Origin of the sequence: Streptomyces sp. NBC_00075 (assembly GCF_045041225.1) — a bacterium.
GTDB classification, from domain to species: domain Bacteria; phylum Actinomycetota; class Actinomycetes; order Streptomycetales; family Streptomycetaceae; genus Streptomyces; species Streptomyces adonidis.
In genome coordinates this window covers 9055468-9078110 of the sequence record NZ_CP108243.1, presented here as the reverse complement: position 1 = coordinate 9078110, position 22643 = coordinate 9055468, and the positions used below count along the sequence as shown (strand labels likewise).

Annotated in this window: 15 protein-coding genes; 3 read left to right on the top strand and 12 right to left on the bottom strand. The window is 71.5% G+C overall.

Translation table 11 applies throughout. The features are described from left to right. Positions 1-51 precede the first annotated feature (51 nt). The 3 genes from OG787_RS39760 to OG787_RS39750 all read left to right on the top strand — a co-directional run bounded on the left by OG787_RS39760 (position 52) and on the right by OG787_RS39750 (position 6849). Positions 52-1227, top strand: a complete 1176-nt coding sequence (locus OG787_RS39760; protein WP_405538505.1) for a ricin-type beta-trefoil lectin domain protein — start codon at positions 52-54, stop codon at positions 1225-1227. A 274-nt stretch (positions 1228-1501) separates the two neighbouring features. Further along, a complete protein-coding gene (locus tag OG787_RS39755; protein ID WP_369034706.1) occupies positions 1502-5377 on the top strand; it encodes a Pls/PosA family non-ribosomal peptide synthetase in 3876 nt (1291 codons plus the stop codon). A gap of 92 nt (positions 5378-5469) precedes the next feature. Continuing rightward, positions 5470-6849 carry a M1 family metallopeptidase gene (locus tag OG787_RS39750; protein ID WP_405538503.1) on the top strand — a complete coding sequence of 460 codons (1380 nt, stop codon included), beginning with the start codon at positions 5470-5472 and terminating at the stop codon, positions 6847-6849. 48 nt (positions 6850-6897) lie between these two features. On the opposite strand, the gene OG787_RS39745 is transcribed toward OG787_RS39750, so the two are convergent. The 12 genes from OG787_RS39745 to OG787_RS39690 form a co-directional block, all read right to left on the bottom strand. Further along, positions 6898-7776 (bottom strand): peptidoglycan-binding protein, encoded by an 879-nt coding sequence (locus tag OG787_RS39745; RefSeq protein ID WP_369034708.1) that lies wholly within the window; start codon positions 7774-7776, stop codon positions 6898-6900. Beyond that, a complete protein-coding gene (locus OG787_RS39740) occupies positions 7776-9347 on the bottom strand; it encodes a DUF6519 domain-containing protein (RefSeq protein ID WP_405538501.1) in 1572 nt (523 codons plus the stop codon). The genes OG787_RS39745 and OG787_RS39740 overlap by 1 nt, the downstream gene beginning before the upstream one ends. Before the next feature lie 77 nt (positions 9348-9424). Beyond that, positions 9425-11593: a hypothetical protein gene (locus tag OG787_RS39735; RefSeq protein WP_405538499.1), complete on the bottom strand. Its 2169-nt coding sequence runs from the start codon at positions 11591-11593 to the stop codon at positions 9425-9427. Then, positions 11593-15411 (bottom strand): putative baseplate assembly protein, encoded by a 3819-nt coding sequence (locus OG787_RS39730; RefSeq protein WP_405538497.1) that lies wholly within the window; start codon positions 15409-15411, stop codon positions 11593-11595. The genes OG787_RS39735 and OG787_RS39730 overlap by 1 nt, the downstream gene beginning before the upstream one ends. Continuing rightward, entirely contained in the window at positions 15408-18587 is a 3180-nt protein-coding gene (locus tag OG787_RS39725; RefSeq protein ID WP_405538495.1) for a putative baseplate assembly protein, read from the bottom strand. The genes OG787_RS39730 and OG787_RS39725 overlap by 4 nt, the downstream gene beginning before the upstream one ends. Then, complete coding sequence (locus OG787_RS39720; RefSeq protein ID WP_369034713.1) at positions 18584-19000, bottom strand: GPW/gp25 family protein; 417 nt, start codon at positions 18998-19000, stop codon at positions 18584-18586. The genes OG787_RS39725 and OG787_RS39720 overlap by 4 nt, the downstream gene beginning before the upstream one ends. Further along, positions 18997-19338 (bottom strand): hypothetical protein, encoded by a 342-nt coding sequence (locus tag OG787_RS39715; protein ID WP_369034714.1) that lies wholly within the window; start codon positions 19336-19338, stop codon positions 18997-18999. The genes OG787_RS39720 and OG787_RS39715 overlap by 4 nt, the downstream gene beginning before the upstream one ends. A 20-nt stretch (positions 19339-19358) precedes the next feature. After that, complete coding sequence (locus OG787_RS39710; RefSeq protein WP_369034715.1) at positions 19359-19895, bottom strand: phage baseplate assembly protein V; 537 nt, start codon at positions 19893-19895, stop codon at positions 19359-19361. Positions 19896-19942: 47 nt separating this feature from the next. Further along, complete coding sequence (locus OG787_RS39705; RefSeq protein WP_405538493.1) at positions 19943-21082, bottom strand: hypothetical protein; 1140 nt, start codon at positions 21080-21082, stop codon at positions 19943-19945. Continuing rightward, entirely contained in the window at positions 21075-21461 is a 387-nt protein-coding gene (locus tag OG787_RS39700; protein WP_369034717.1) for a hypothetical protein, read from the bottom strand. The genes OG787_RS39705 and OG787_RS39700 overlap by 8 nt, the downstream gene beginning before the upstream one ends. 10 nt (positions 21462-21471) lie before the next feature. Beyond that, complete coding sequence (locus OG787_RS39695; RefSeq protein WP_369034718.1) at positions 21472-22188, bottom strand: hypothetical protein; 717 nt, start codon at positions 22186-22188, stop codon at positions 21472-21474. After that, positions 22185-22589 (bottom strand): hypothetical protein, encoded by a 405-nt coding sequence (locus tag OG787_RS39690; RefSeq protein WP_369034719.1) that lies wholly within the window; start codon positions 22587-22589, stop codon positions 22185-22187. Before OG787_RS39690 ends, OG787_RS39695 begins: the two co-directional genes overlap by 4 nt. Positions 22590-22643 lie beyond the last annotated feature (54 nt).

Below are 22643 nucleotides of genomic sequence, written 5' to 3'. Positions count from 1 at the left end.
CCCCACACCCCACCCGACCCCCCACCGCCGCTCCGCCAGGAGGACGTCGTCATGACCGCCGCACAGAACGCCCCCCAGGGGCAGTCCGCAGCCGGCGAGCCGGTCTCCGGGGCCACCGCTCCGGTGCCGGACCCGACCGCAACCGCGCCCGCCCCCACGGCCGTTGCCCCGCTCACGGCCGAACCGGCCGCCGGACCGGCATCCTCCCCGGAACCGGAATCCGAGACGCAGCCCGACTCCGAGGCACAGCCCGACCCGGAGTCGCAGCCCCGATCCGCCCCCGGGGCGCAGTCGGAGGGCGAGAGCCCGGACGGCACAGGTGCGGCAACCGCCGTCGCCGTACCGGAGACAGTCACCGTCGGTGGCGGCTCCGACGGCGGCGCCGCCAGTGCGCAGAACGGCCACCCCGGCCGTCCGCCCCGGGCCATGCTGGCCGCCGCGGCCATCGCGGGCGCGCTCCTGCTGTCGGTGCCGTTCCTCGTCAGCAACCGCAACGACGACGACACCCAGGTCAGCACCGCATCCGGCAACAGCACGACGGACACCCTGCTGGGCGACACGCTGGACGGGGCGAGCCCGAGCACCTTCGGGACGGCCGAGCCGACACCCGACACGAAAAGGGCGACGCCGTCGAAGCAGACCTCGCCGAGTCCCACGCCCACCGGCGGAAACAGTGGCAGCACCAAGAGCCGGAGCACGGGCTCCGGCAGTGGCTCCAACTCGTCGAAGAACTCCTCCGGTTCGAAGAGCGGCACGGGATCCGGCTCCAAGAGCAAGACCGGCGGCAGCAGTTCGAGTGACAGCGGCACCAGCAACGCCAAGACGACGGCCCCGGCCGTCGTCCCCGGAGCCATCATCTTCAGCCACGCGTCCGGCAAGTGCATCGACGTCGTCGGCGACAAGGGCAAGGACGGCGCCCCGCTGGAGATCTGGTCGTGCAACGGCAAGGCCCAGCAGAAGTGGATGTTCGAGTCCGACGGCACGGTGCGCGCCTTCGGCCTGTGCATGGACGTCGCCTGGGGGTCCACGGCGGACGGCGCGGTCATCCAACTGGCCAAGTGCAGCGGCAATCCGGCCCAGCAGTTCATCCTCGCCGCGCCCAACGACCTGGTGAACCCGCAGGCCAACAAGTGCGTCGACGTCAAGGACCAGAAGACCGGCAACGGCACCCGGCTCCAACTGTGGACGTGCAACGGCCAGGGCAACCAGAAGTGGACCGCCCGCTGACCGATTTGCCGTGTTTCACTGGGTGTGTGGGCGATATCTCGTCCGTCCGGGTGCCCGTCGAAGATCACCAGGTCAGGGCGTCGGCCACGGTTCCGGCGCTCCCGGGCGCATCCCCCTTGTGGCGCTCCCACGTGGCATGCGGACTGGCGCGAGCCTAGCCTCGTACTAAAATTTCCGGCTTGTTACGGAACGGAGCTGGAACCGGACAACCCCAGGCAGACCTGCGGGCCCCGCCAGCGCCCCGGATGTCTCCGGGAACGAGACGCGAGGACTGATGGCAGCCATACACGAGAGCAGTGCTCTCGGTCTGCTCGACGAAGAGATCCGCGAACGGTTCGGCGACACGGCACGTTTCTCCGCGGGGCCCGCTGCCTCGCCGCGCACGCTCGTCGACGTTTTCGACGCTTCCGTACGTTCGTACCCGAACGAGCCGGCTCTGGACGACGGCACCACCTCCCTCACCTACCGGGCGCTCGCCGTCGAGGTGGAGAGCGTACGCCGTCGGCTGAGCGCCGCGGGCGTCGGCCTCGGGGACCGCGTCGGGGTCCGGGTGCCGTCCGGGACCAATGAGCTGTACATCGCCATCCTGGCCGTCCTCGCCGCCGGTGCCGCCTACGTTCCCGTGGACGCCGAGGACCCGGACGAGCGGGCCGAGCTGGTGTTCGGCGAGGCGGAGGTCCGGGCCGTCGTCGGGGCCGGGTGCGAGATCACCGTCCCCGGCGACCGCAGCGAGCTGCCCGCGCGCCGCCCCGGGGTCGAGCACGACGCCTGGATCATCTTCACCTCCGGCTCCACCGGCAAGCCCAAGGGCGTCGCCGTCAGCCATCGCAGCGCCGCCGCCTTCGTGGACGCCGAGGCCGCCCTGTTCCTCACCGACGATCCCGTGGGGCCCGGTGACCGGGTCATGGCGGGGCTCTCCGTGGCCTTCGACGCCTCGTGCGAGGAGATGTGGCTGGCCTGGCGCTACGGGGCCTGCCTGGTGCCCGTTCCGCGCTCCCAGGTCCGCAGTGGCGCCGATCTGGGGCCCTGGCTGGTCGAGCAGGAGATCTCCGTCGTCTCGACCGTGCCCACGCTGGCCGCGCTGTGGGAGCCGGAGACCCTGAACGACGTACGGCTGCTGATCTTCGGCGGGGAGGCGTGCCCGCCCGAGCTGGTGCAGCGGCTGGTGACCGAGGGGCGCGAGGTGTGGAACACCTACGGGCCCACCGAGGCCACCGTCGTCGCCTGTGCCTCCCTGATGACCGGCGAGGAGCCGATCCGCATCGGGCTGCCGCTGAACGGCTGGGAGCTGGCCGTCGTCGACGAGGCCGGGGAGCCCGTCGCCATGGGCGCCAGCGGTCAGCTGGTAATCGGCGGGGTCGGGCTCGCGCGGTATCTCGACGCCGAGAAGGACGCCGAGAAGTACGCGCCGCTCGAATCCCTCGGCTGGGAGCGGGCCTATCGCAGCGGTGACCTCGTCAAGGCCGAGCCCGAGGGGCTGATCTTCCTCGGCCGGGCCGACGAGCAGATCAAGCTCGGCGGACGCCGGATCGAACTGGGCGAGGTCGACTCGGCCCTCCAGGCGCTGCCCGGGGTCGCCGGTGCCGCGGCCGCCGTACGGACCGCCCGGAGCGGCAACCAGCTGCTGGTCGGCTATGTCGTCACGCAGGACGGCTGGGACCAGGCCGCCGCCGTGGAGCGGCTGCGGGCCGAGCTGCCCGCCGCCCTGGTTCCGCTGCTCGCGCCGGTCGAGGACCTGCCGACGCGTACGTCCGGCAAGGTCGACCGCAACGCCCTGCCGTGGCCGCTGGAGGGGTTCGAGACCGGGCCCGCCGCCGAGCTGTACGGGACCGAGGCGTGGCTGGCCGAGCAGTGGGGCGAGGTCCTCGGCATCCCCGTGGGCAGCGCGGACGACGACTTCTTCGCGATCGGCGGCAGCAGCCTCGCCGCCGCCCAGTTGACGACCAGGCTGCGGACGCGCTACGCCAGCGCGGCCGTCCTCGACATCTACCAGCAGCCCGTGCTGCGCAAGCTCGCCCGGTATCTGGAGGAGTCCGCGCAGGACGACACCGCCCAGCGCGTGATCGCGCCGGTGCCGCTGCGCGCCAAGGCCCTCCAGCTGCTCCTGCTCGTCCCGCTCTTCACCCTGCTCGGACTCCGGTGGGCGGTCGCGCTGGCCGCCGCCGCGAACGTACTGCACTGGTTCGGTGCCTATCCGTGGGCGCCGGTCACGTCGTGGTGGGCGGTGGCCGCCGGGGCCGCCGTGTTCTTCTCACCGCCCGGGCGGCTCGCGCTCGCGGCCGGTGGGGCGCGGCTGCTGCTGCGAGGCGTGAAGCCGGGGCGGTATCCGCGCGGTGGCAGTGTGCATCTGCGGCTGTGGACCGCCGAGCGGCTCGCCGAGTTCAGCGGGGCGACCTCGCTGACCGGGGCCTGGCTGGAGCGGTACGCGCGGGCGCTGGGCGGCAAGGTCGGGGCGGACGTCGATCTGCACTCGCTGCCGCCGGTCACCGGCATGCTCAAACTGGGGCGTGGCGCGGCCGTCGAGTCCGAGGTGGACCTTTCCGGTCACTGGCTGGACGGGGACCGACTGGAGATCGGGCAGGTCAAGGTGGGTGCCGGCGCTGTCGTCGGGACGCGCAGCCTGCTCTTCCCGGGGGCGCGGGTCGGCAAGCGGGCCGAGGTGGCGCCGGGTTCGGCGGTCGCCGGGACCGTGCCGACCGGGCAGCGCTGGGCCGGGGCACCGGCCGTCAAGCTGGGCAAGGCCAAGCGGAACTGGCCGAAGGAGCGTCCGCAGCGCGGGCGCGCCTGGCGGGCCATGTACGGCATCACCGGGTTCGCGCTCAGTGCCCTGCCGGTGCTGGCGGGTGCGGTCGCGCTGCTGGTCACGAGCCTGTTCGTCGACCCGGACGCCGGGCTCGGGGCCGCTCTGCGGGGCGTCGCGCTCGCGCTCGTACCGGCCACGCTGGCCTTCGGTCTCGCGTACGCGCTGGTGCTGCTGATCGCCGTACGGCTGCTGAGTCTGGGGCTGCGCGAGGGTACGCATCCGACGCACAGCCGGATCGGCTGGCAGGCCTGGACGGTCACCCAGCTGATGGACCGCTCCCGCGAGACGCTGTTCCCGCTGTACGCCGGGCTGATCACGCCGGTGTGGCTGCGGCTGCTCGGGATGCGGATCGGGCGCGGCGCCGAGGTGTCGACCGTACTGGCACTGCCGAGCCTGACGACCGTCGGCGAGGGCGCCTTCCTGGCCGACGACACCCTGACCGCGCCGTACGAGCTGGGCGGTGGCTGGCTGCGGATCGGGCGGGCCGAGATCGGGCGGCGGGCCTTCCTGGGCAACTCCGGGATGACCGCGCCTGGGCGTTCGGTGCCCGACGGCGGGCTGGTCGGGGTCCTCTCCGCCACGCCGAAGAAGGCCAAGAAGGGCAGCTCGTACCTGGGTCTGCCGCCGATGAAGCTGCCCCGGGCGGCGAGCGGCGGCGATCAGAGCCGTACGTACGATCCGCCCGCGCGGCTGCTGTGGGCGCGGGCGCTGGTGGAGCTGTTCCGGATCGTGCCGGTGTTCTGCTCGGCGGGCCTGGCCGTGCTGACGGTGGCCGCCTTCAGTGTGCTCGGAGGCTGGTTCTGGCTGGTGGGCGGGCTGGTGCTGCTCGGAGTCGGCGCGCTGGCCTGCGTCCTGTCGATCGTCGCCAAGTGGGTGCTCGTAGGGCGCCACCACGCCGGTGAGCATCCTCTGTGGAGCGGTTTCGTGTGGCGGAACGAGCTGGCGGACACCTTCGTCGAGGTCGTCGCCGTGCCGTGGCTCGCGGGTTCCGTGCCGGGTACGCCGGTGATGTCGGCGTGGCTGCGCGGGCTCGGCGCGCACATCGGCAAGGGGGTCTGGGTGGAGAGCTACTGGCTGCCCGAGACGGACCTGGTGACCATCGAGGACGCGGCCACCGTGAACCGGGGATGCGTGCTCCAGACACACCTCTTCCACGACCGGATCTTGCGGACGGATACTGTGGTCCTCCGTGAGGGCGCGACGCTGGGTCCTGGCGGGATCGTCCTGCCCGGTTCCACGGTCGGCGCCCGGTCCACTCTGGGTCCCGCGTCGCTGGTCATGGCGGCGGAGTCCGTTCCCGACGACACCCGCTGGCTGGGCAACCCGATCGAGTCATGGCGTTCCTGAAGGCGGTGGGCGCGGCTCGTCCGGGTACCGGGGCAGAGGACGGTGTATCTCCGGCACCACGTACGAGCACAGCGCAGGGAGCAGACTCAGCAGTGAGCGTTCAGCAGACAGTGGGTTCGGACCCGTACTTCCCGGCAAACGGTGACGCCCGTTACCGGGTGCACCGGTACGAGCTCGCGCTGGACTACCGCCCCGGCCCGAACCGGCTGGCGGGCACGGCCCGGATCAACGCGATAGCGGGCCGGTCCCCGCTTGCCGAGTTCCAGCTGAACCTGGGCGACTTCAAGATCGGCCGGATCCGGGTGGACGGCAAGGCGGCGCACTACACGCACCGGGGCGGCCGGCTCCGTATCCGCCCCGCGAAGGCTCCCCGGCCCGGGGCCGCGTTCACCGTCGAGGTGCACTGGGCGGGCAATCCCAAGCCGGTCAGCAGCCCGTGGGGCGGGCTCGGCTGGGAGGAGCTGGAGGACGGGGCGCTGGTGGCGAGCCAGCCGATCGGGGCGCCGTCCTGGTACCCGTGCAACGACCGGCCCGCCGACAAGGCGTCCTACCAGATCTCGATCACCACGCCGTCCGCGTACTCGGTGGTGGCGGGTGGGCGGCTGCTGACGCGCACGACCAAGGCTTCCACGACCACGTGGGTGTACGAGCAGTCCGCGCCGACGTCGAGCTATCTGGTGGGGCTGTCGATCGGCAAGTACCAGACCGTGCTGCTCGGTGACCCGGGGCTCGGCGGTGTGCCCCAACACGGGCATATTCCGGCCGAGTTGCTGCCCGAGTTCTCCCGGGACTTCGCTCGTCAGCCCGCCATGATGGAGCTTTTCCAGGAGCTGTTCGGGCCGTATCCGTTCGGCGAGTACGCGGTCGTGGTGACCGAGGAGGAACTCGATGTGCCCGTCGAGGCACAGGGGTTGTCGCTGTTCGGCGCCAACCATGTGGACGGGTCGCGGAGTTCGGAACGGCTCGTCGCGCACGAACTGGCCCATCAGTGGTTCGGCAACAGTGTGTCCATCGCGGACTGGCGGCACATCTGGCTGAACGAGGGGTTCGCGAAGTACGCGGAGTGGTTGTGGTCGGAGCGTTCGGGTGGGCGTAGTGCGCAGCAACATGCCGCGGTCGCGCATCGGTTGCTGGCCGGGCGGCCGCAGGATCTTCGGCTCGCCGATCCTGGGCGGAAGTTGATGTTCGACGACCGGTTGTACCAGCGGGGTGGGCTTACCGTGCACGCGGTGCGGTGTGCTTTGGGGGACGAGGTGTTTTTCCGGATGCTGCGGGGGTGGGCCGGGCTGCATCGGGGTGGGTCGGTGAGTACGGGTACGTTCACGGCTTATGTGGCTCGGTTTGCGGTGGAGCCCCTGGACGAGTTGTTGAATGCGTGGCTGTACGAGGATGCGTTGCCGAAGTTGCCGACTTCGGATACGGGAGGGCCACGTGTGCCTGCGCGGCCCTCATATCCGCCGTCTACTGCTTAGTGGGTACCTGCGGGTCCGCTGTGGCTGGTCGCGCAGTTCCCCGCGCCCCTAAAGGGGCACTTTCAGCTTGTCCCAGCTTGTTTTGCCTGGGATTCCGTCTGCGTCCTTGCCCTTGAAGTTCAGCTTTTGTTGCCAGGCCGCGTAGGATTTTCGGTCGGCTTCCGTCCATTCCGGGCTGGGGCCGTCCTGGTAGCGGCCGCAGCCCTCTGCCACCAGACGGTGGCCCATTGCCGTGATCACCGGAGATTTCTGGCCCAGGTGAAAGAAGCCGGCTCCAGGGAACGGCACATGCGAAGGCCTGGGCGGCGCAGATTCAGGCTCCTTGCCGTCTCCTCCCCCTGCCAGGCGTTCGCGGATGCGGGTGCGCATGCTGTCCATCGTGAAGCCCCTGGGGTCCACCTTGCCGGGTTGCCATTCCTTGTGGCCGATGACCGAGCGTTCGCTCCAGCCGTGGTGGCGGCAGATCGCTGCGGAGACCTTTTCGATGGCCTCCTTCTGGGCCTCGGGCCAGGGGTCCGTGCCGTTGCCGAGGTTGATGCACTCGAAGCCGTAGAAGTGGCGGTTGCCGTCGGTGTCGGCCTCGTTGTCGGCGGGGAGTTTCGACTCGTTGATGACGGCGCGCAGGACGTCGTTGTCGCCGAGGCCCGCGTGGTTGGCTCTGCCGTTGCCGACGAGGTGGACGTGGCCCTCCTTGTCGATGACGCCGTGGCAGAGGGGGCCGGGCAGGTTGGAGTGGCCGTCGTAGCAGAGGGCCACGGAACCGCTCGTACCCGAGGTGACGGTGTGGTGGATCATCACGCCGTTCACCGGGCCCCAGGGGCCCTTCGCATTGCGGTTGTGGGTACGCCAGTTGCGGACCTCGTGGACCGTCAGGCCCTCCGCGCGGAGGAGTTCCAGCAGCTTGGACGCGCTGAGCGGATTCGCCATCACTTGTCTCCGTCCACTGCCGCCTCCGCTTCCGCGGTGGTCTGGGATCGTCCGTGGGAGGGGTCGCCGTCCGCCGACTGTTCCTCGCGGCGGGCCTGGGCCTCCGTCGCGAGGGCCGCCTCGTCGGCCGCCGGGATGCCGCTCGCGACCAGGCCGAAGGCTCGGCGCAGGTCCACGGTGCTGCCCTCGCCCTTGACCAGGGCCAGCGGCGCGAAGGAGCGGACGATGCCGCCGGGTGCCTGGAGGAGGGGGCGGCGGGCCTGGTCGACCGGCCATTCGACGCTGCCGGTGGCGGTGCGGGCGGGGATCAGCCAGTGGTCGCCGGTCGTGTAGGCGGCGCCCTTGGCGAAGTAGACCTCGACGCCGTCCTCCAAGGGCAGCCACTCCCCCTCGGTGACCGGCACGGCTCCGTTGCGCAGGGCTGTCGTACGGCCCTTGCGCTTCGGGCCCTCGTGGTGGTCCCAGCGGCGGAGGAAGGGGTTCAGGTGGGGCAGGCGGCCGACGCCCGGCTCCGGTTCGGCGGAGAGGCGGACCCGGCGGCCGGGGAGGTCCAGTTCCTCGACCCGGAGGAGGGGCAGGGGTTCGAGGCGGGAGGCGTACGCCGTGTCGGTGAACTCGACGCGGTCGCCGACGTCCAGGTCGAGCTTGTCGTCGTAGCCGAGGGACGCCAACTGGACCCACGTGCCGTCGAGTTCGTCGACCGGGAAGACGACCGAGCCGTTCTCGCGGGACCACTTGAAGGAGGCGGCCTTGGCGTCGCCGGAGTCGTGGATCTCGACGCGGTAGAGCTGGTTCTCGGGGCCCCGGTAGCGGGCGTCCGGCTTGACGAGGCAGGGGTCCTCGTCGGCGTGGTCGGGGCGTTCGCTGCGGGCGGCGAGGCGGGCCGTGGGGGTGGACTGCTTCAGCGCCCAGCGGTCGAAGGCGGCGCTCACCACCTCCTTCGACGGCTCGGGCTCGTCGATCTCCAGCGCGGCCAGCGACAGCGGCAGCACCTGCCAGACGACCTTGACGCGGGCAGCGGTGTCGGGCAGAGCGGCGCCGAGGGCGACCTCGCGCAGCGCCGGGTCCTCGGCGGCCGTCACCGCGCGCTCCCACACCTTGAGGTAGACGAGGAACGGTGACTGGGCCGGCGAGGGCAGGCGGTCGCCGGGCTTCTCCGGGTCGCGGAAGCCGTCGGGCTGGTCCCAGTAGGTCCAGTACGCGGGCGGCTGGGTGGTGTCCGGCTCGTGGGCCGGTGCGTCCTGGGCGTCCTCGTCGTCCGCCGGTACGGGGGTGCCGGGGGCCGGGCGGTTCGCGTCGAGGAGGATGCCGTCGACGTAGTACCGGCCACCGTGGATGTACAGGGTGTCGATGTCGTGCCTGCCGCCCACGTACTCGACCCGGAAGCCGGCCGAGCCGCGCGGGCCGCCGTGCGGTCCGATCAGGTCGGCGGCGAGGGTACGGGCCTGGTGGAGCTGGATCGCGGCCTGTTCGTTGGCGTCGGCGTCGAGCTGGACGCGGCCCTGCTGGGCGATGACCGCGGAGTAGTGGCGGTCGGGGCGGAAGGTGAGTCGGGAGAGATCGGCGTGCATGAAGGGGGTCCCCCAGGGTCGTGAGTGTGCGGGTTCGCAGGGTCGTTGGCGGGCGCTTCGTATCGGCTCGGGGTCGTTCAGGTCACGAAGAAGAGGCCCGCGTCCGTGCCGGCGGGTGTGTACTCCGCGAGTCGCGCCCGTAGTCCGTCCTCGCGCTGCGGGCGGTACAGGTCGTGGAAGGCGCCCAGTTCGGCGCCGTCGTCCGCGCCGCGCCGGATCTCCTCGGCCGAACCGTCGGCCAACTGGGCGTACCAGGGCGTCCCGTAGCGCTGGGACGCGAACAACGGCCCTACGCGGGACGCCTGTTCGGGACCGGCCAGGTCCGGCTGGCAGCGGTGGCGGCGGGGTGTACGGGACCCGGTGGGGACGTACGAGTAGCGCAGGCAGCCGATGCCGCGGCGGGCCACGTGCAGCCGGCCGGTGAAGACCGAGTTCTCGGCGATGCGTACCGCGTGGGTGTGGATCTCGCCGATGACGGTGGTGCGGTGGAGGTGGAGTACGGCGTGCGCGTGGCGGCAGTCGGGGGCGGAGAGGGCCTCGCGGTCGTCGCCGGTGGCGTCCAGGACGCTGTCGCGGAGGTGGATGTCGAGGGGGTCCTCGCCGACCTCGTCGCCGATGACCTCGATGGTGCCGAGGATGCTGTGCTCGATCTGGAGGCAGGCGGTGGTGCGTTCGAGGACGATGCTCGGTTCCTCGGGCGAGTGCGGGTCGCACTCCGGCTCCAGGGACCAGCCGGGGACGAGTGTGGAGTGCCGTAGGACGACGGCACCCATCGGGCCGGTGACGTTGATGCCCCGGCCGGCGACGAGAAGTCCGTCGAGGGTGATCCGGGGGCGCTCGTGCGGGGCGCAGTCGTCTGCCACCGCACGGATGTTGAGGGCGTCGGGGCGGTTGCTGTACCAGTCGAGGAGGCGGATCACCGGGCGGGTGCCTTCGGCGGCGCGGACTTCGAGACGGTCGCCGGGGTCGAGGTCGAAGTCCAGCTGCTCCTGGTAGGCGCCGCTGTGGGTGATCTCGATGATGCCCTCGGGGCCGGTGCGATCCGCCCTGCGGTCCTGCCGCCAGGCGCGGTAGGCGTCCATGATCTGGCGGTACGGCTGTCCGGGGCCTACCCGGTAGAACTCGGCGTCGGGACGGGCTTCGCGGTCGGCGCGCTCGTACTCGCCGCCGCCCATGTCGGCGCCGAACGCGTAGTGGTGGTCGACCCAGACGCCCTGCCGGGGTGCGGAGCGGGCGCCGAACGCGATCCGGCCCAGTTCGGGGTCGACGGCGACCTGGCCGCGCCCCGGCCGGTAGCGCCAGTCGGACAGGTCGGTGACCACGATGTCGGACGGGGGTACGGGCTTGTCCTCGCCGTCGCGCCGGATCACGAAGCTCTTGCCGGGGCCGTAGTAGTCGGCGAGGCGGTCGTGGAGGAGACGGCGGGTGATGAAGGCGGGAACGTTGTCGACGGCGGCGAGGTGCGTGGGCGACGGCTCCGGGACGGGCTTGGTGACCAGGGGGCTGTCGTTGCCGAGGATCGAGAACGTGTAGAGGTTGCGGGCGCGGTCGATGCAGTACGCCGGGGAGCGGGTCAGCGAGTACGCCTTGAGCCGCCAGACGAAGAGACCGACTCCGGCCGGGGTCCAACCACCCTGCCTGCGCCGGGAGTTGGCGCTACGGACGTCGACCGTACGGGCCGCGGTGTCGAAGGGGCCGCCGGCGAGGGCGAGCGCTGAGCTGTCCCGGAGGTCGAGGAGGCGGCCCCTGCCCGTGTCCCGGTGGAGCTTCACGGACTGGTTGTGGGCGACCAGGCGCGACAGCTCGACGGCACGCGCGGGCCAGTCGGCGACCTGCTCGGAGATCTCCTCCAGGAGGTGCAGGGTGCCCTTGCGGCGACGGTTGGCGACCGTGGCCGCCACATCGGCGCGCGGGGCGATGGCCTCGGCGAGCGCGGCCCGGCCGCCCTCGTGCAGCCCGGTGGTGAGGACGCGTTCGTAGCCGGGGAGGGTGCGGTAGCCGACCAGGTCGCCGAGGTAGGGCAGCACCCACGGGGCCGCCGTCTCGACGAAAAGGTCCTCGTAGCCCTGCTCGACTCCGTCGCGTACGCGGTCGAGTTGCTCGGCGATCACCGCGAGCAGGGCGCGCAGCGGTTCGCCTTCTTCGGCGTCGCGCAGGAGGTGCCAGCGGGGCAGGAGGGCGGCGAGGCCGTCGGGCTCGCGGGCGGTCCCCTGGGTTGTGGTCTCGAACTCGACGTCCGGGGACATCACTTGACCTCCGTGAGTATCAGGGTGTCCGCGGCGCGCGGGGACAACAGGGCGAGCTGGGCGGGGCGGATGCCGCGGAAGACGTACACCGTCCGGCCCTTGGCGAGGCGCCGGGTGTCGGTGATGTCGGGGTTGAGGCGCAGGAGTTCGGCGAGCGGGACGCCGTAGCGGGCGCAGACCGACGACAGGGTCTCGCCGTCCGCGTTCCGTACCGTGTGGGTCTGTTCGTCGTACGTCGCCTCGCGGGCCGGCACCGAGGGCCTCGGTGTGCCCGGGTGGGCGAGCAGCTCGGTGAGCTGGTCCGGGGTGGCGGAGGCGGGGACGCCGGTGAAGACGTCGACGTCGATGTAGTCGACGCCGGGCACGGTGTGGGCTGTCGCGAGGACCTCGGAGAGACGGGCCGGGCGGCCCAACTCCCGCCCCTCGAAACCGAGTCGGCGGAGCAGTGCCTGGCGCAGACGTGGTTCGACCAGCTCCCAGGCGTAGTCCGGGGCGACCTTGACCCTGGCCGCGACGAGGAGCAGGACGAGTTCACGGACGTCGACGCGGACGGGCAGGTTCGGGTCGCCGTACTCGGTGAGGGCGCCACGCAGGGCGCGCAGGATGCTCCCCTCACCGGCGGAGTCGGCGATCGGGACGTCGTCCGTGCCCGCGACCGTGACGTGCAGCAACCGCCGCCGTCCGTCGAAGAGTTCGCGTGCGACGGCCCGGCCGATGCCGGCGCGGGAGCGGGCGAAGTCCTCGTAGTCGGTGTCGGACACCAGTCGGTCCAGGGCCGATACGGCGAGCGGGATCGTACGGCGGGTCAGGCCGGGCCCGTCCGCGTCCGAACCGCCGGTCGCCGGGCGGGGGTTGGTGACGCGGCTGACGCCGAGCGGCCGGGTGAGGGGCTGGGTGATCCGGTCGGCGGCGGTGTTGGCCGCCTGGCCGGTGCCGAAGCGGTAGCGGGCACGGATGTTCTCGTGGCCGGTGGGCAGTCGGGCGCCGTTGACTCCGTCGCCGAAGGTCACCGTCGTACGGCCGTCGGAGGTGGTGCCGGTGATGTAGACGCGGTCGCGCGGGCCGCGTCCGGCGAGACTGTCGACCTCGTGCCAGCGCAGACCGTCGACGCGGATCTCCAACACCGCTGTGGCGCCCAGGGGGTTGTCGTCGGCGAGCCAGGTGAGCGGGGACTGCCAGAGCGCGAAGGTCTGGTTGACCCGGTCCGAGTCGCCGCTGCCGATGGCCTCGTCGCGGCCCTCGCCGTGCGTGGCCTCGACGACGTTGCCGAGGATGCGGACGCTCGCACGGTGGTAGCGGTGGGCGAGGTCGGCGGTCAGGACGAGCCGCGTGTGGACGTGGTCGCCGGGGAGTCGGGGATCGACGGCCGGATCGACGGCGGCGAGCGTGACGACCTCGGTGGCCTGGACGCCGGCCGTGCCGGGGATGTCGGTGCGTTCGCCGGTGACGATCAGAGTCCGGCCCGGACGCAACCCGTCGTACAGGTCGGCGAGTTCGATCTCGTTGCCGTGCACGTCCTCGCCGAGCGGTTCGTCGGCGAGGCGGAGGGGTTCGCCGTCCGCGTGCACGGTGGTGTCGCGGATGTGCGAGAGCAGCACGTCGAACTCGTCCAACCAGGGGTCGGCGAGGGTGAGTTCGGTGCCCCGGCCGGCGATGCCGTAGTTGGTGTAGACGGCCGTACGGGCGGCGACCACCTGGGTGGTGACGAAGGCGAGCTTCGGGTCGCCGGGGATTCCGCCCTCGACTCCCTTGGCGGGCCGCTGGATCGCGACCCAGCTGCCGACGGTGATGCCGGTGTGGACGGTGTCGAGCTGGAGGACGGTGCGGTTGACGGCCTGCGGCTTGCTCGCGATGACCACCTCCACATTGGGCTCGGCGGCGCTCGGCGTGTAGCGCAGGCTCACCTCGTACTCGCCGTGGGTGAACTGCTCGGGGACGCCGGGCCGCAGGGCGATCTCGTGCGCGTCGCCGTTCTCGATACGTACGTGCACGAGGCCCTCGTCGTCGGGCCGTGAGACGGTCACCATGCGCTCCGGAAGCCCCGAGTGCAGCCGGGCGGTGACCCCTGGCCCCTGAGGGCTCGGGGAGTCGGCGGCGCGTCGGCCGGACCGGGTCTGGTCGCGCTCCTGCCCCGCGCGCACGGACAGCTCGACCTGCCCCACGCCCAGCGGGAACGTCACGAACTGCGGCACGGGCAGGTTCTCGGCCCGCTGATCGGAGCTGCTCCCCTCGACGTACTGGAACTCGGCCCTGACCGGGACCTTGCCCGCCGCGTCGTAGACGACCCGCATGCTGGTGAGCGCGGCCCCCGTGAGCGGCCAGTCGGCACTACGGATGACCCGGCCCCGATCGTCCTGGACCGGCTTGAGCGGCGCGGTGGAACCGAAGGGCGCCGTGGTGACACGCAGCGCGAGCAACTCACGGAGGAGCTGTGGCGTGCCCGGAGCGGCGGTACGCCAGGCCGGATAGAGGCTGCCGAGACCGGGATTGAGCGCGGAGAGCAGCCGAGCGGCGTCGGGCCGCCGGGAGCCGGGTCCGGCGGCAACAGCTGGGGCTTGGGCCCGCAGGGCGGGCAGAACACCGGCCAGCACCTGAAAAGCAGCGGTACGGGAGGCGCCCTGAAGGGGCGCGGGGAACTGCGCGACCAGCCCCCGCGGCGCAGCACCCGCCCCACCACCTGCGGAATCAGGTTGCCCCGGTGCCAACTCAAGTGCACGCTCACCAAGTTCGCCAAGCACCGCCTCCAACTGCTCGAACCAGGCAGAGACATCCTCATAGGGCGCAGCCAACACCTGCGCCTCACCAAGCCGCGCAACAGGCTCCCCCAGCCGAGCCGCAAGCTGCTCCGGAGACTTCACCCCGTCCAGGTCGCTGCGCAACGGCGCAAGAACCTGATCGTCGAAGTCCTCGATCAACCGACTCACCGGCCGCGGATTCGGCACCTCCGGGGTAGGCGGTTCATCACCAGGCTCCCCCGGCACCGCAGGCTCCGAGATCCACACGCGAACCTCGTCGACCAACTCCTTCAGCGTCCGAGGAGCCGACTGCGGCAGCGAGATCGCCGTGATGTCGTCGTCCCGATCGACACGCGTGTCGGCAACAGGCACCAACTTGCGCTCACCACCAGCCCGTTCACCGAACACAAACAGCAACTGGTCCCCGGCCTGGAGGGAGTTCGCGGTCCCCTCGACGAAGAGTTCGGAGCGCGTCTCCAGATCCTCGGGGGTGAGGAGAGAGGGCCGCCGACGGCGGACCTTCAGCTCGTTCCAGTCCCAGCGGGCCGTCAGATCGCGGCTCGTCTCGAAGGTCTGCGACTGTTCGTCGGCGGACGCCGGCACGCTGTTGCTGCGGGCCCCGCGCGGAATCAGCACGGGCAGCGTCTCGGCGCGCGGGTCGCGTTCGAGGGTGTACGCGAGATGGGTGTTGGCGGCGACACCGGGGCGCGGCCGGTGCCCGACGAGCCGCCCGAGCAGCACCAGCGAACGGTGCTCGTTGGCCGTACGGACGTAGGCCTCGTCGGCGATCCGCTCGGAGTGGAAGGTCAGCAGGTCGCCGAGGACGGCGGTGGCGTCGAGGAGACCCAGCGCCGGGTCGTCCGGGGTACGGACGGTGAGGCCGCCGAGGGCCGGGTACGCGGGTGAGGCGAGCCGGTCGAGGAGGGCGGCCCGGAAGCTGCCGTACTCGCCGACGCGGTAGTCGAGGGCGGTACGGCCGGGCGGGTTGTGGAGCGGGGCCGGGGCGAGCCGCTCGTCGTGCCCGGTGCGGCAGGCGCCGCCGCAGGTGCAGTCGACATCGTCGACAAACGTGTCGGTGGTCATCGGGCACCTCCAGGAGGCGTCAGGGATATCGCCAGGAGGCCGTTCTCCGGCCGGTCCGGGTCGTTGTCGCAGGTGGCGATCTCCAACGGGCCGAGCCGCAGCACGCCGTCCTCCCTCTCTCCTCGGTCCTGCTCGAACAGCCGCCGCAGCCGGGTGACTTGGATGCTCTCCACCCCGGGTACGGCGGCGGCCACGGCGACCAGACGGCTGAGCCGGACCGGCTCGCCGAAGGTCAGCGCGTCCGGGTGGAAGAAGCCGAGCCGCCCGTCGGGCAGTCGGCCGGTGCCGAGTACGCGGTACAACTCGGCGAGGATCTGCCCGTGTTGGTGCCCGGGCGCGGCGCACACCGTCAGCGCGAGGTCCAGCGGTACGTGCCGGGCGGGGCCGACGACGAGGTCGTGGCCGATGCGCCGGTACGCCTCCAGGGCCTGGGCGACCGACGTGAGCAGGGCGGGCGCGGGTGCGCCGGTGCCGTACGCGTCGATCGCGATGTGGGCTTCCTGGGTGCTGCCGGTCCAGCGGATCTCGGCGGCGGCGCGCTGGACGCCGGGGAGGGCCGTGGCGAGGGCCGCGTAGTCCTCGGCGGTGACCGCGCGCAGGCGAGTACGGCGCAGGTCGAGGGGGGCCAACTGCCGTACCTGGTCGATCGCTTCGGGTTCCGTGCCGCCAGTCGCGGGCAGCGGGTTGCGGACGACCGCGACGCGCGGTGACTCGCGATCCCCCTGCGGATCCTGGTAGTTGACGACGAGGTGGTTGATGGCCTCGGCGCCGACGTTGCCCGCGCTGCCGCCGCCGAGGCGGTAGCGGGCGGCCAGACGGGTTCCCGGGACGGGACGGGTGCCGTGGCGGCCGTCGCCGAAGCGGAGCGCGAGCCGTCCGTCGTCCTCCAGTTCGCCGACGAAGTGCCGGTCCCGGGAGCCACTGCCGAGCAGGTCGCGGCGCGGGTACCAGGTGTGGTCGTCCTCCTGTTCCCGGAGGCTTACGGCGGGCAGGGCGCGGCGCGGGTCCTGGGTGAGGGCCGCGGCAGCCGACCCGCGCAGTACGGGCTCGTCGGGGTGGAGTCCGGCCGCGTACGCCGGGCCCCAACTGTGAGCGATCTCCCAGGCGATGTGCCCGTCGAGGACGGCACCGGCGCGGGCCCGGGCGGTGAGGATCTCGATGCGGCGCAGCTTGCCGTCGAGCAACTCGTCGTTGCGGAACAGGAGTTCGCGCAGGGCACGGACGGGGTGGCGGCGGAGTTCGATCCGCTCCAGCACCTTCAGGCCGTACACGACGGTGAGTTCGGCGGTCTCCTCGTCACTGAGCCCGTCACGGTCGCGGGCGCTGCGCCACAGTTCGACGAGTCGCTGCCGTACCCGCCCGGGGATCGCCGCGATCCGCTCGGCCTGGCCTGCGGAGACGGTCGCCGGGTCGGGGAACGGCACCGCCTGGGCGAACGGGGCCCGCCCGAGGACGGGCCGGAAGCGGGGCTTGATGCCGGGGTAGACGGACTGCGCGAGCAGGGTCCGAAGCGCTGCGGCCTGGGCGTACGCCGTGCCGGGCACCACCCGTTCGTGCCGCTGTCCGGCGCGTTCGAGACCGAGTCCGGCGCGGGTCGTGGCGGCCTCGCCGAGTACGTCGAACAGCTCGCGGATGTCGTCCGCCGTCAGCGATTGCCCGCTGTCCGCCTTGTCCGCGAGGGAGTTGACGAGTCGGGCGGGTGCGTTGCCCTCGGTGCGGTCGGCGCAGCCGAAGGCGGGAGGGTCACAGGGGGCGACGACGGCGGGTACGGGCGGGACGGTGAATGTCTCGGGGAGTCCGTCGCCGGGGAGGGAGCGGCCGTGGTCGACGAGAACGACGTTTCCGCGGGCCAGGGTGACGTCCTCGACCGGCAGGCAGTCGCGTCCGCCTCGGGTGGTGAGGCAGAGCGGGAAGCGGAGGGCGTCCTCGGTGGCCCAGGTGACCTCCAGGACCGGCTGGTCCTCGATGCGGTCGAGGGCGGGGGTGACGGAGGTGAGACGGACGGCCTGGCGGTGGGTGGGGTCGGCGTCGCCGTGGGTGCCGGTGCGCGGGCCCTTGACCTCCTCCAGGATCAGCAAGTCGCCCGGCCTGAGGTCGAGTCGGCGGTCCCGGCAGGTCTCGGGGTCCTGCCACTCGTCGCGCAGGGTGGCGGCGGTGGCGCCCTTCGGAAGGGCGGACACCTCGCCGCCCCAGGTCCACAGCCGGATCGCGTTGTGGGCGACCCGCAGCTCCAACCGGTCGGCGGCCAGGACCGGTTCGAAGACCTCCACCGAGCCGCGCTCGTCGAGGTCGGCGAGTTCGTGGTCGTCGACGACGGTGCCGGGCTCGGGCCGGTCGTGCGGGTCGAGGGTGCGGACGTCGACGGAGGCGAAGCGGAAGGTGCCCGGGGCGAGCGTGTGGTCACCGGCGCTCTCGACGGTGACGTACGCCCGGGCCGTGCAGCCGTCGTGCATCGCGTAGTCGATGAGGCGGACGTGCCGGTGTACGGAGACCCGGCGGCGGGCGGTGTCGAGGTAGGCCTCGGTGGCGACCGCGTCCTGCTGGTAGCTGATCTGGTCGCCGGTGTACGCGAGCAGCTCGACGAGGGCCACGCCCAGATCGGCGGGGTTGCGCTCGACCCAGTCCGGGGTGGTGAGCGCGAGCCGGTCCAGGAGCAGCTTGCGGATCGTGTCGTAGTCGCGGGCGGTGTGGTCGACGACGGGTGTGTCGGGGAAGGCGGCTGCCGTCGGCTGCTCGTCTTCCTTGCAGTCGAAGGGAGTTGGGCGGTCGGGTCGGAAGGAGAAGTGAGCGGAGTGGTAGCGCTGGTCGAAGCCACGGTAGGGCTGCGTGCCCGGGCGGTCGTACGGGTCGGTCTCGACGAGGGAGAGGCGGTAGCGGGAGGTGTCGCCGGCCTTGTCGAGGGTGACGTACAGGAGGTCGTCGAGTTCCGGGTCGTCCTCGCGCTCGACGCTCACGTCGACGGCGGTGATGCCGGTGATACGTCGGCCGCCGTCGATGCGGATGTTCTCGGGGCACAGGCCGTGGGGGGCCTTGCCGAGGAAGGTGACGGTGAGGAGCAGTCCGTCGTCGCTGACCTCGACGGCGTCAACTCCGTTGAGTTGGGCGGCTCTTACCTTGGCGCGCCGGGAAACGGTGCTGCCGGTGGTCGCGTCGGGGCTGATCGCGTCGGTGCTCATGCGGCCCGCCCTTCGAAGACGTCGTCGCGTCGGGTGCCGGTGGCTCGTACGACGTACGAGAGATGCACCCGTACGACGTTGTCCTCGCCGAACACGTCGAGGGCCAGCACGTCGATGAGGTCGCCGAGCCAGCGCTGGAGCGAGGCCTGCACGGAGAGTTCGAGCGTGCTGATCAGCTCCGGGCTGCTGGGCGCGAAGACGAGGTCGAGGAGTCCGCAGCCGAAGTCGGGGCGCATCACGCGCTCGCCGGGGCTGGTGAAGAGGAGCTGCTCGACCAGGTCGTGGACGTGCTCGGCGTGCCGGGCATGCGCGGTGCGGCCACGCCGGTCGGCGCGGAAGGGGAAGGCGATGTCGCTGCGGGGGCGTGCGTTCGTTGCTGTGTTCATGGCGCCGGGGTTGGTCGGGCGGCTCATCGGACGGTGACCTTTCGCTGCGCGGCCTGGACGACGGGCGGTCCCTGCGGGACGAAGGCCGACGTGAAGCACTGGGCCGCGGAGGTGTCGAGCAGCACGGGCGCGCCGTCGACGAGGACGCCACTGCTGCCGCCGGCGGTCCAGCGGACCGAGACGCAGGGCGTGGGCACACCGTCGACGGTGTGCGGGCAGCCGGTGACGACGGCGTGGGCGTGCGCGGCCGTGACGACGGCGGCGCCCGCGACCCGTACGCCGCCGGTGGGTGTGGTGGCGGCGCTGACACGACCGCCGTGCGGGCAGCCGATCACGGCGCTCGCATCGAGCAGACTCCCGGACACTTCTCTTCGTCCCCCGTCTTCTATCGCTTCGAGAGCACGGTCAACTGGCCCTCGTTGATGGTCACTTGGTCACCGCGCAGCAGAACCTCGGCGCCCGCGCCGTTCGCGATGACGACGGCTCCCTGGGTGATGCGGATGTAGGCGCCGCCCTGGGCCTGGAGGAGGATCCCCTGCTCGGTGCCCGGTGTGTCGTTCATGACGAGCTTGTGGGCGAGGGGGGTCTGCACGACGACCGGCTTGTTGGCGGCGTTCGCTTCCAGTTCGCGGCGCGCGTCGGGCGGGAGTTCGTCGGCGGTGCCCCACCAACACCCGGTCCAGATCGGGAAACTGGGGTCCCCCTGCTCGAACTCGACCCACACGCCCGTCCCCGTCGGCGGCACCACGAACTGGCCGGACTCGGGTCCGGTGAACGGCAGGCAGGGCAGCGCCCACGTCGACGGCTCGTCGCCGAGGACGTCCGGGACCTCGACGGTGAGACGGCCGATGCGCAGCGGGTCGTTGTTGTCGACGACCCGGCCGCGGAACTTGCCGAGGTAGCGATTGCTGGGTGCCGCCATGCTGAACTGCTCCTGATGTCTTTTTTGTCGCTACGGGTTCTTCGGGGTCACGGTCGGACGTGGTCGCTCAGCGCCTCCAGTCCCTCCCTGGAGAGGGTGAAGTTCTGCTGGTAGGAGCCCGGGCGCAGGTTGTGGGTGACGGACTTGACGTAGTAGTCGCCGTCGTACGCCCGTCCCGAGCCGCGTACGCCGACGAGCTGGCGGGGCTGGAGGATGTAGCCGTGCCGGTTGACGTCGAGCGATCCCGAGCCGGAGACGACGTCGGCGGAGACGGCGGCGCGGGCCAGCAACTCGGCCTCGGCCTCGGCCCGTTGCTGCTTCGCGGTGCCGGACAGGGTGCGGCGCTTGAGGGCCGGGGTGGGGCGTTTGCCGAGCGGCGGGCGCAGGGGGCTGATCGGCGGCTGGGGCAGCAGCGTGGAGAGCCGGGTCCCCGGGTCCTGCCAGCGGGCCTGCGGTTCCTCGCGCGCTGTCCCGTCGTACGCGAACGTCAGCTGGTCCACGGTGGAGTTGGCGTCCATGTTGACGTTGAGGGCGTGCTGGCGGATGCCGAGACGGACCTCGGGTCCCCAACGGGCGGAGGACTGGCCGGGGCCCGGGCCGGGTTCGAGGTAGAAGGTGTAGCCGTTGGCGCGGGCGAGTTCGGTGACGTACTGGAGATCGGTGCTCGCCTGGTAGTGGACGCGGAGGTCCTGGTGCGGGGGCTGGGCGATCTGCTCGGCGTAGACGTCGGGCCGGATGCCGTAGTCGGAGTAGCGGCGCAGGATGGCGAGGACGCGTTCGGAAGGCGGGAGGTTGGGGTAGCGGGCGGTGCGTTCCTCCAGGTCGAGGAGGAGGGTGAGGTCCTCGCCGGTGAGGGTGAGGGTGGAGTGGCCGGGCTGGTTGCTGGTGCCGACCTCGTGGCGGACGATGAGTCCGTCGAAGAGGACGGCGGGGGTGCCCTTGACCGTGACGGTCACGATGAGGCGGGTCTTGGGGTCGAAGAAGCCCTCGGGCAGGAGCCGTCTGCTGATGATGCCGTTCTTGGTGAGGTCGAAGGCCAGCTGGAATCCGCTGCGTTCGCCTGCGGTGGCGGTGATCTGGGCGGAGAGGAGAGCCTGGGTGACCTCGGCGGGGACGGGCTGGACGAGCTTGGGGCCCATGAGGAGCGTGATGTGTACGGGGCCCTGCCCCACGGGCAGATCAAACACGCCGGTCTCCTCGCGGCAGCCCGCCGAGGGTGGGTATGCCGATGACGCGGCCGGCCTCGTCGGTCAACTCCCGTGGGTCGAGTACGGGGTTGGCGTCCGCGATCTGCCACCACTGGGCGGGGTCGCCGAAGTAGCGCTGGGCGAGGAGGTCGGGGCGCTCGCCGGCGCCGACGGTGTGGGGGTGGACCTCCGGGTGGGTTGCCGGCCCCTGCTGGTCGTCCAGCGGGGGCAGCAACCGCCGTTTGGCGTAACGGACTTCGGTTCCGTCGGGCTGGCGGTGGATCCCGATCTCGGCGTCGTGGTAACGGCTGGTGCGTGGATAGGGATGGGCGCCCGGTATGGCGTCGAGGGCGTTCTCGTACGGTTCGATGTCGGCCATGGTGTGCCTCTCAGCCCCTTCCGCTTCCGCTTCTGCTTCCGCTGAACGCACTGGCGGTGCCGAACCCGCTGAGCCCGAGCGTCCCGAGGCTGCCGCTGCGGGCGGCGGCCGCGAGCTGTTCCTTCTGGGCGAGGTGCGCCATGTACAGATCGGCGCCGCGGTGGCCGGCGGGCAGATCACTGACGGTGAGGATCTTCATGCCGATGCCGAGGGAGGCCCGGATCGGATTGAGGTTGACGTCGAAAGCGGACTCGTTGACGGACAACTCGGTCAACCGAACAGGCATGACGCGCTTGCTCCCCCAGGTGAACAGGGTCAACGGCATCTCGATCGGGCTGATCTCGATGGTCCCGCTCTGCGCGAGGCGGCTCGCGGCGCGGAGTTGGGCGGTGGTGGGCTGCACGAGCATTTCGAGGGTGGCCAGTTGGGGGTGGATGCCGTCGGGGGCGGCGATCTCGAACTGGTCGGTGGCATCGATCTCGGCGGTGAACTTCCAGGTCTCCTCGGCGGGCCCCTTGAGCCGAAGAGCCTCGTTCTTGTCGCCACCACCGCCTCCCCCGCCGCCTCCGGCGTCGGCACTGTCCCCGGCGGTCTGGGGGGCGACGCTTCGCTCCAGGGTGTCGGGGTTGAACTGGAGGACGATGATGCGCTGGGGGGCGCCGGTGTCGGGGTTGACCACGACTATTCCGGAGCGGATGGGTTTGGGGATGTCGGCGTAACGGGTCATCGGTTCTCCTGCCCGGGACGGCGGCTGGTGAGGAGCCGCACAGCCTGCGAGTCGGCGACGATGTGGCCGTCGCCGTCCGCGGGCACGGCCCCGCCCTGCGGATCCTCCGGCTTGCCCACCCAGTGCCGTACTGCCTCCAGCGGCGTCTTACCGCCTTCCCGTGCCTGCTTCAACCTGCCTTGCCAGACGCCGGCGGCATTCCAGCCGACGGCGCCCAGACCGTGCATGGGAAAGAAGTTGGCGGCGTCGCCACTTGCGGACTCCGACGCCCACAGATATCCGATCAGCTGTCCGTTCAGCATCACCGGAAAGTACCTGACCGGAGTTTTCGAAGCACCGATGAATTCCTGGCGCTCCAGCGTGAACGGGCTGAGGTCACCGAACTCGGTGGGGCGGCCCATGGGCGGTTCGTTCCAGTGGTCCGACAACGTGGACTCCGATCCTGAAGGGTGCGT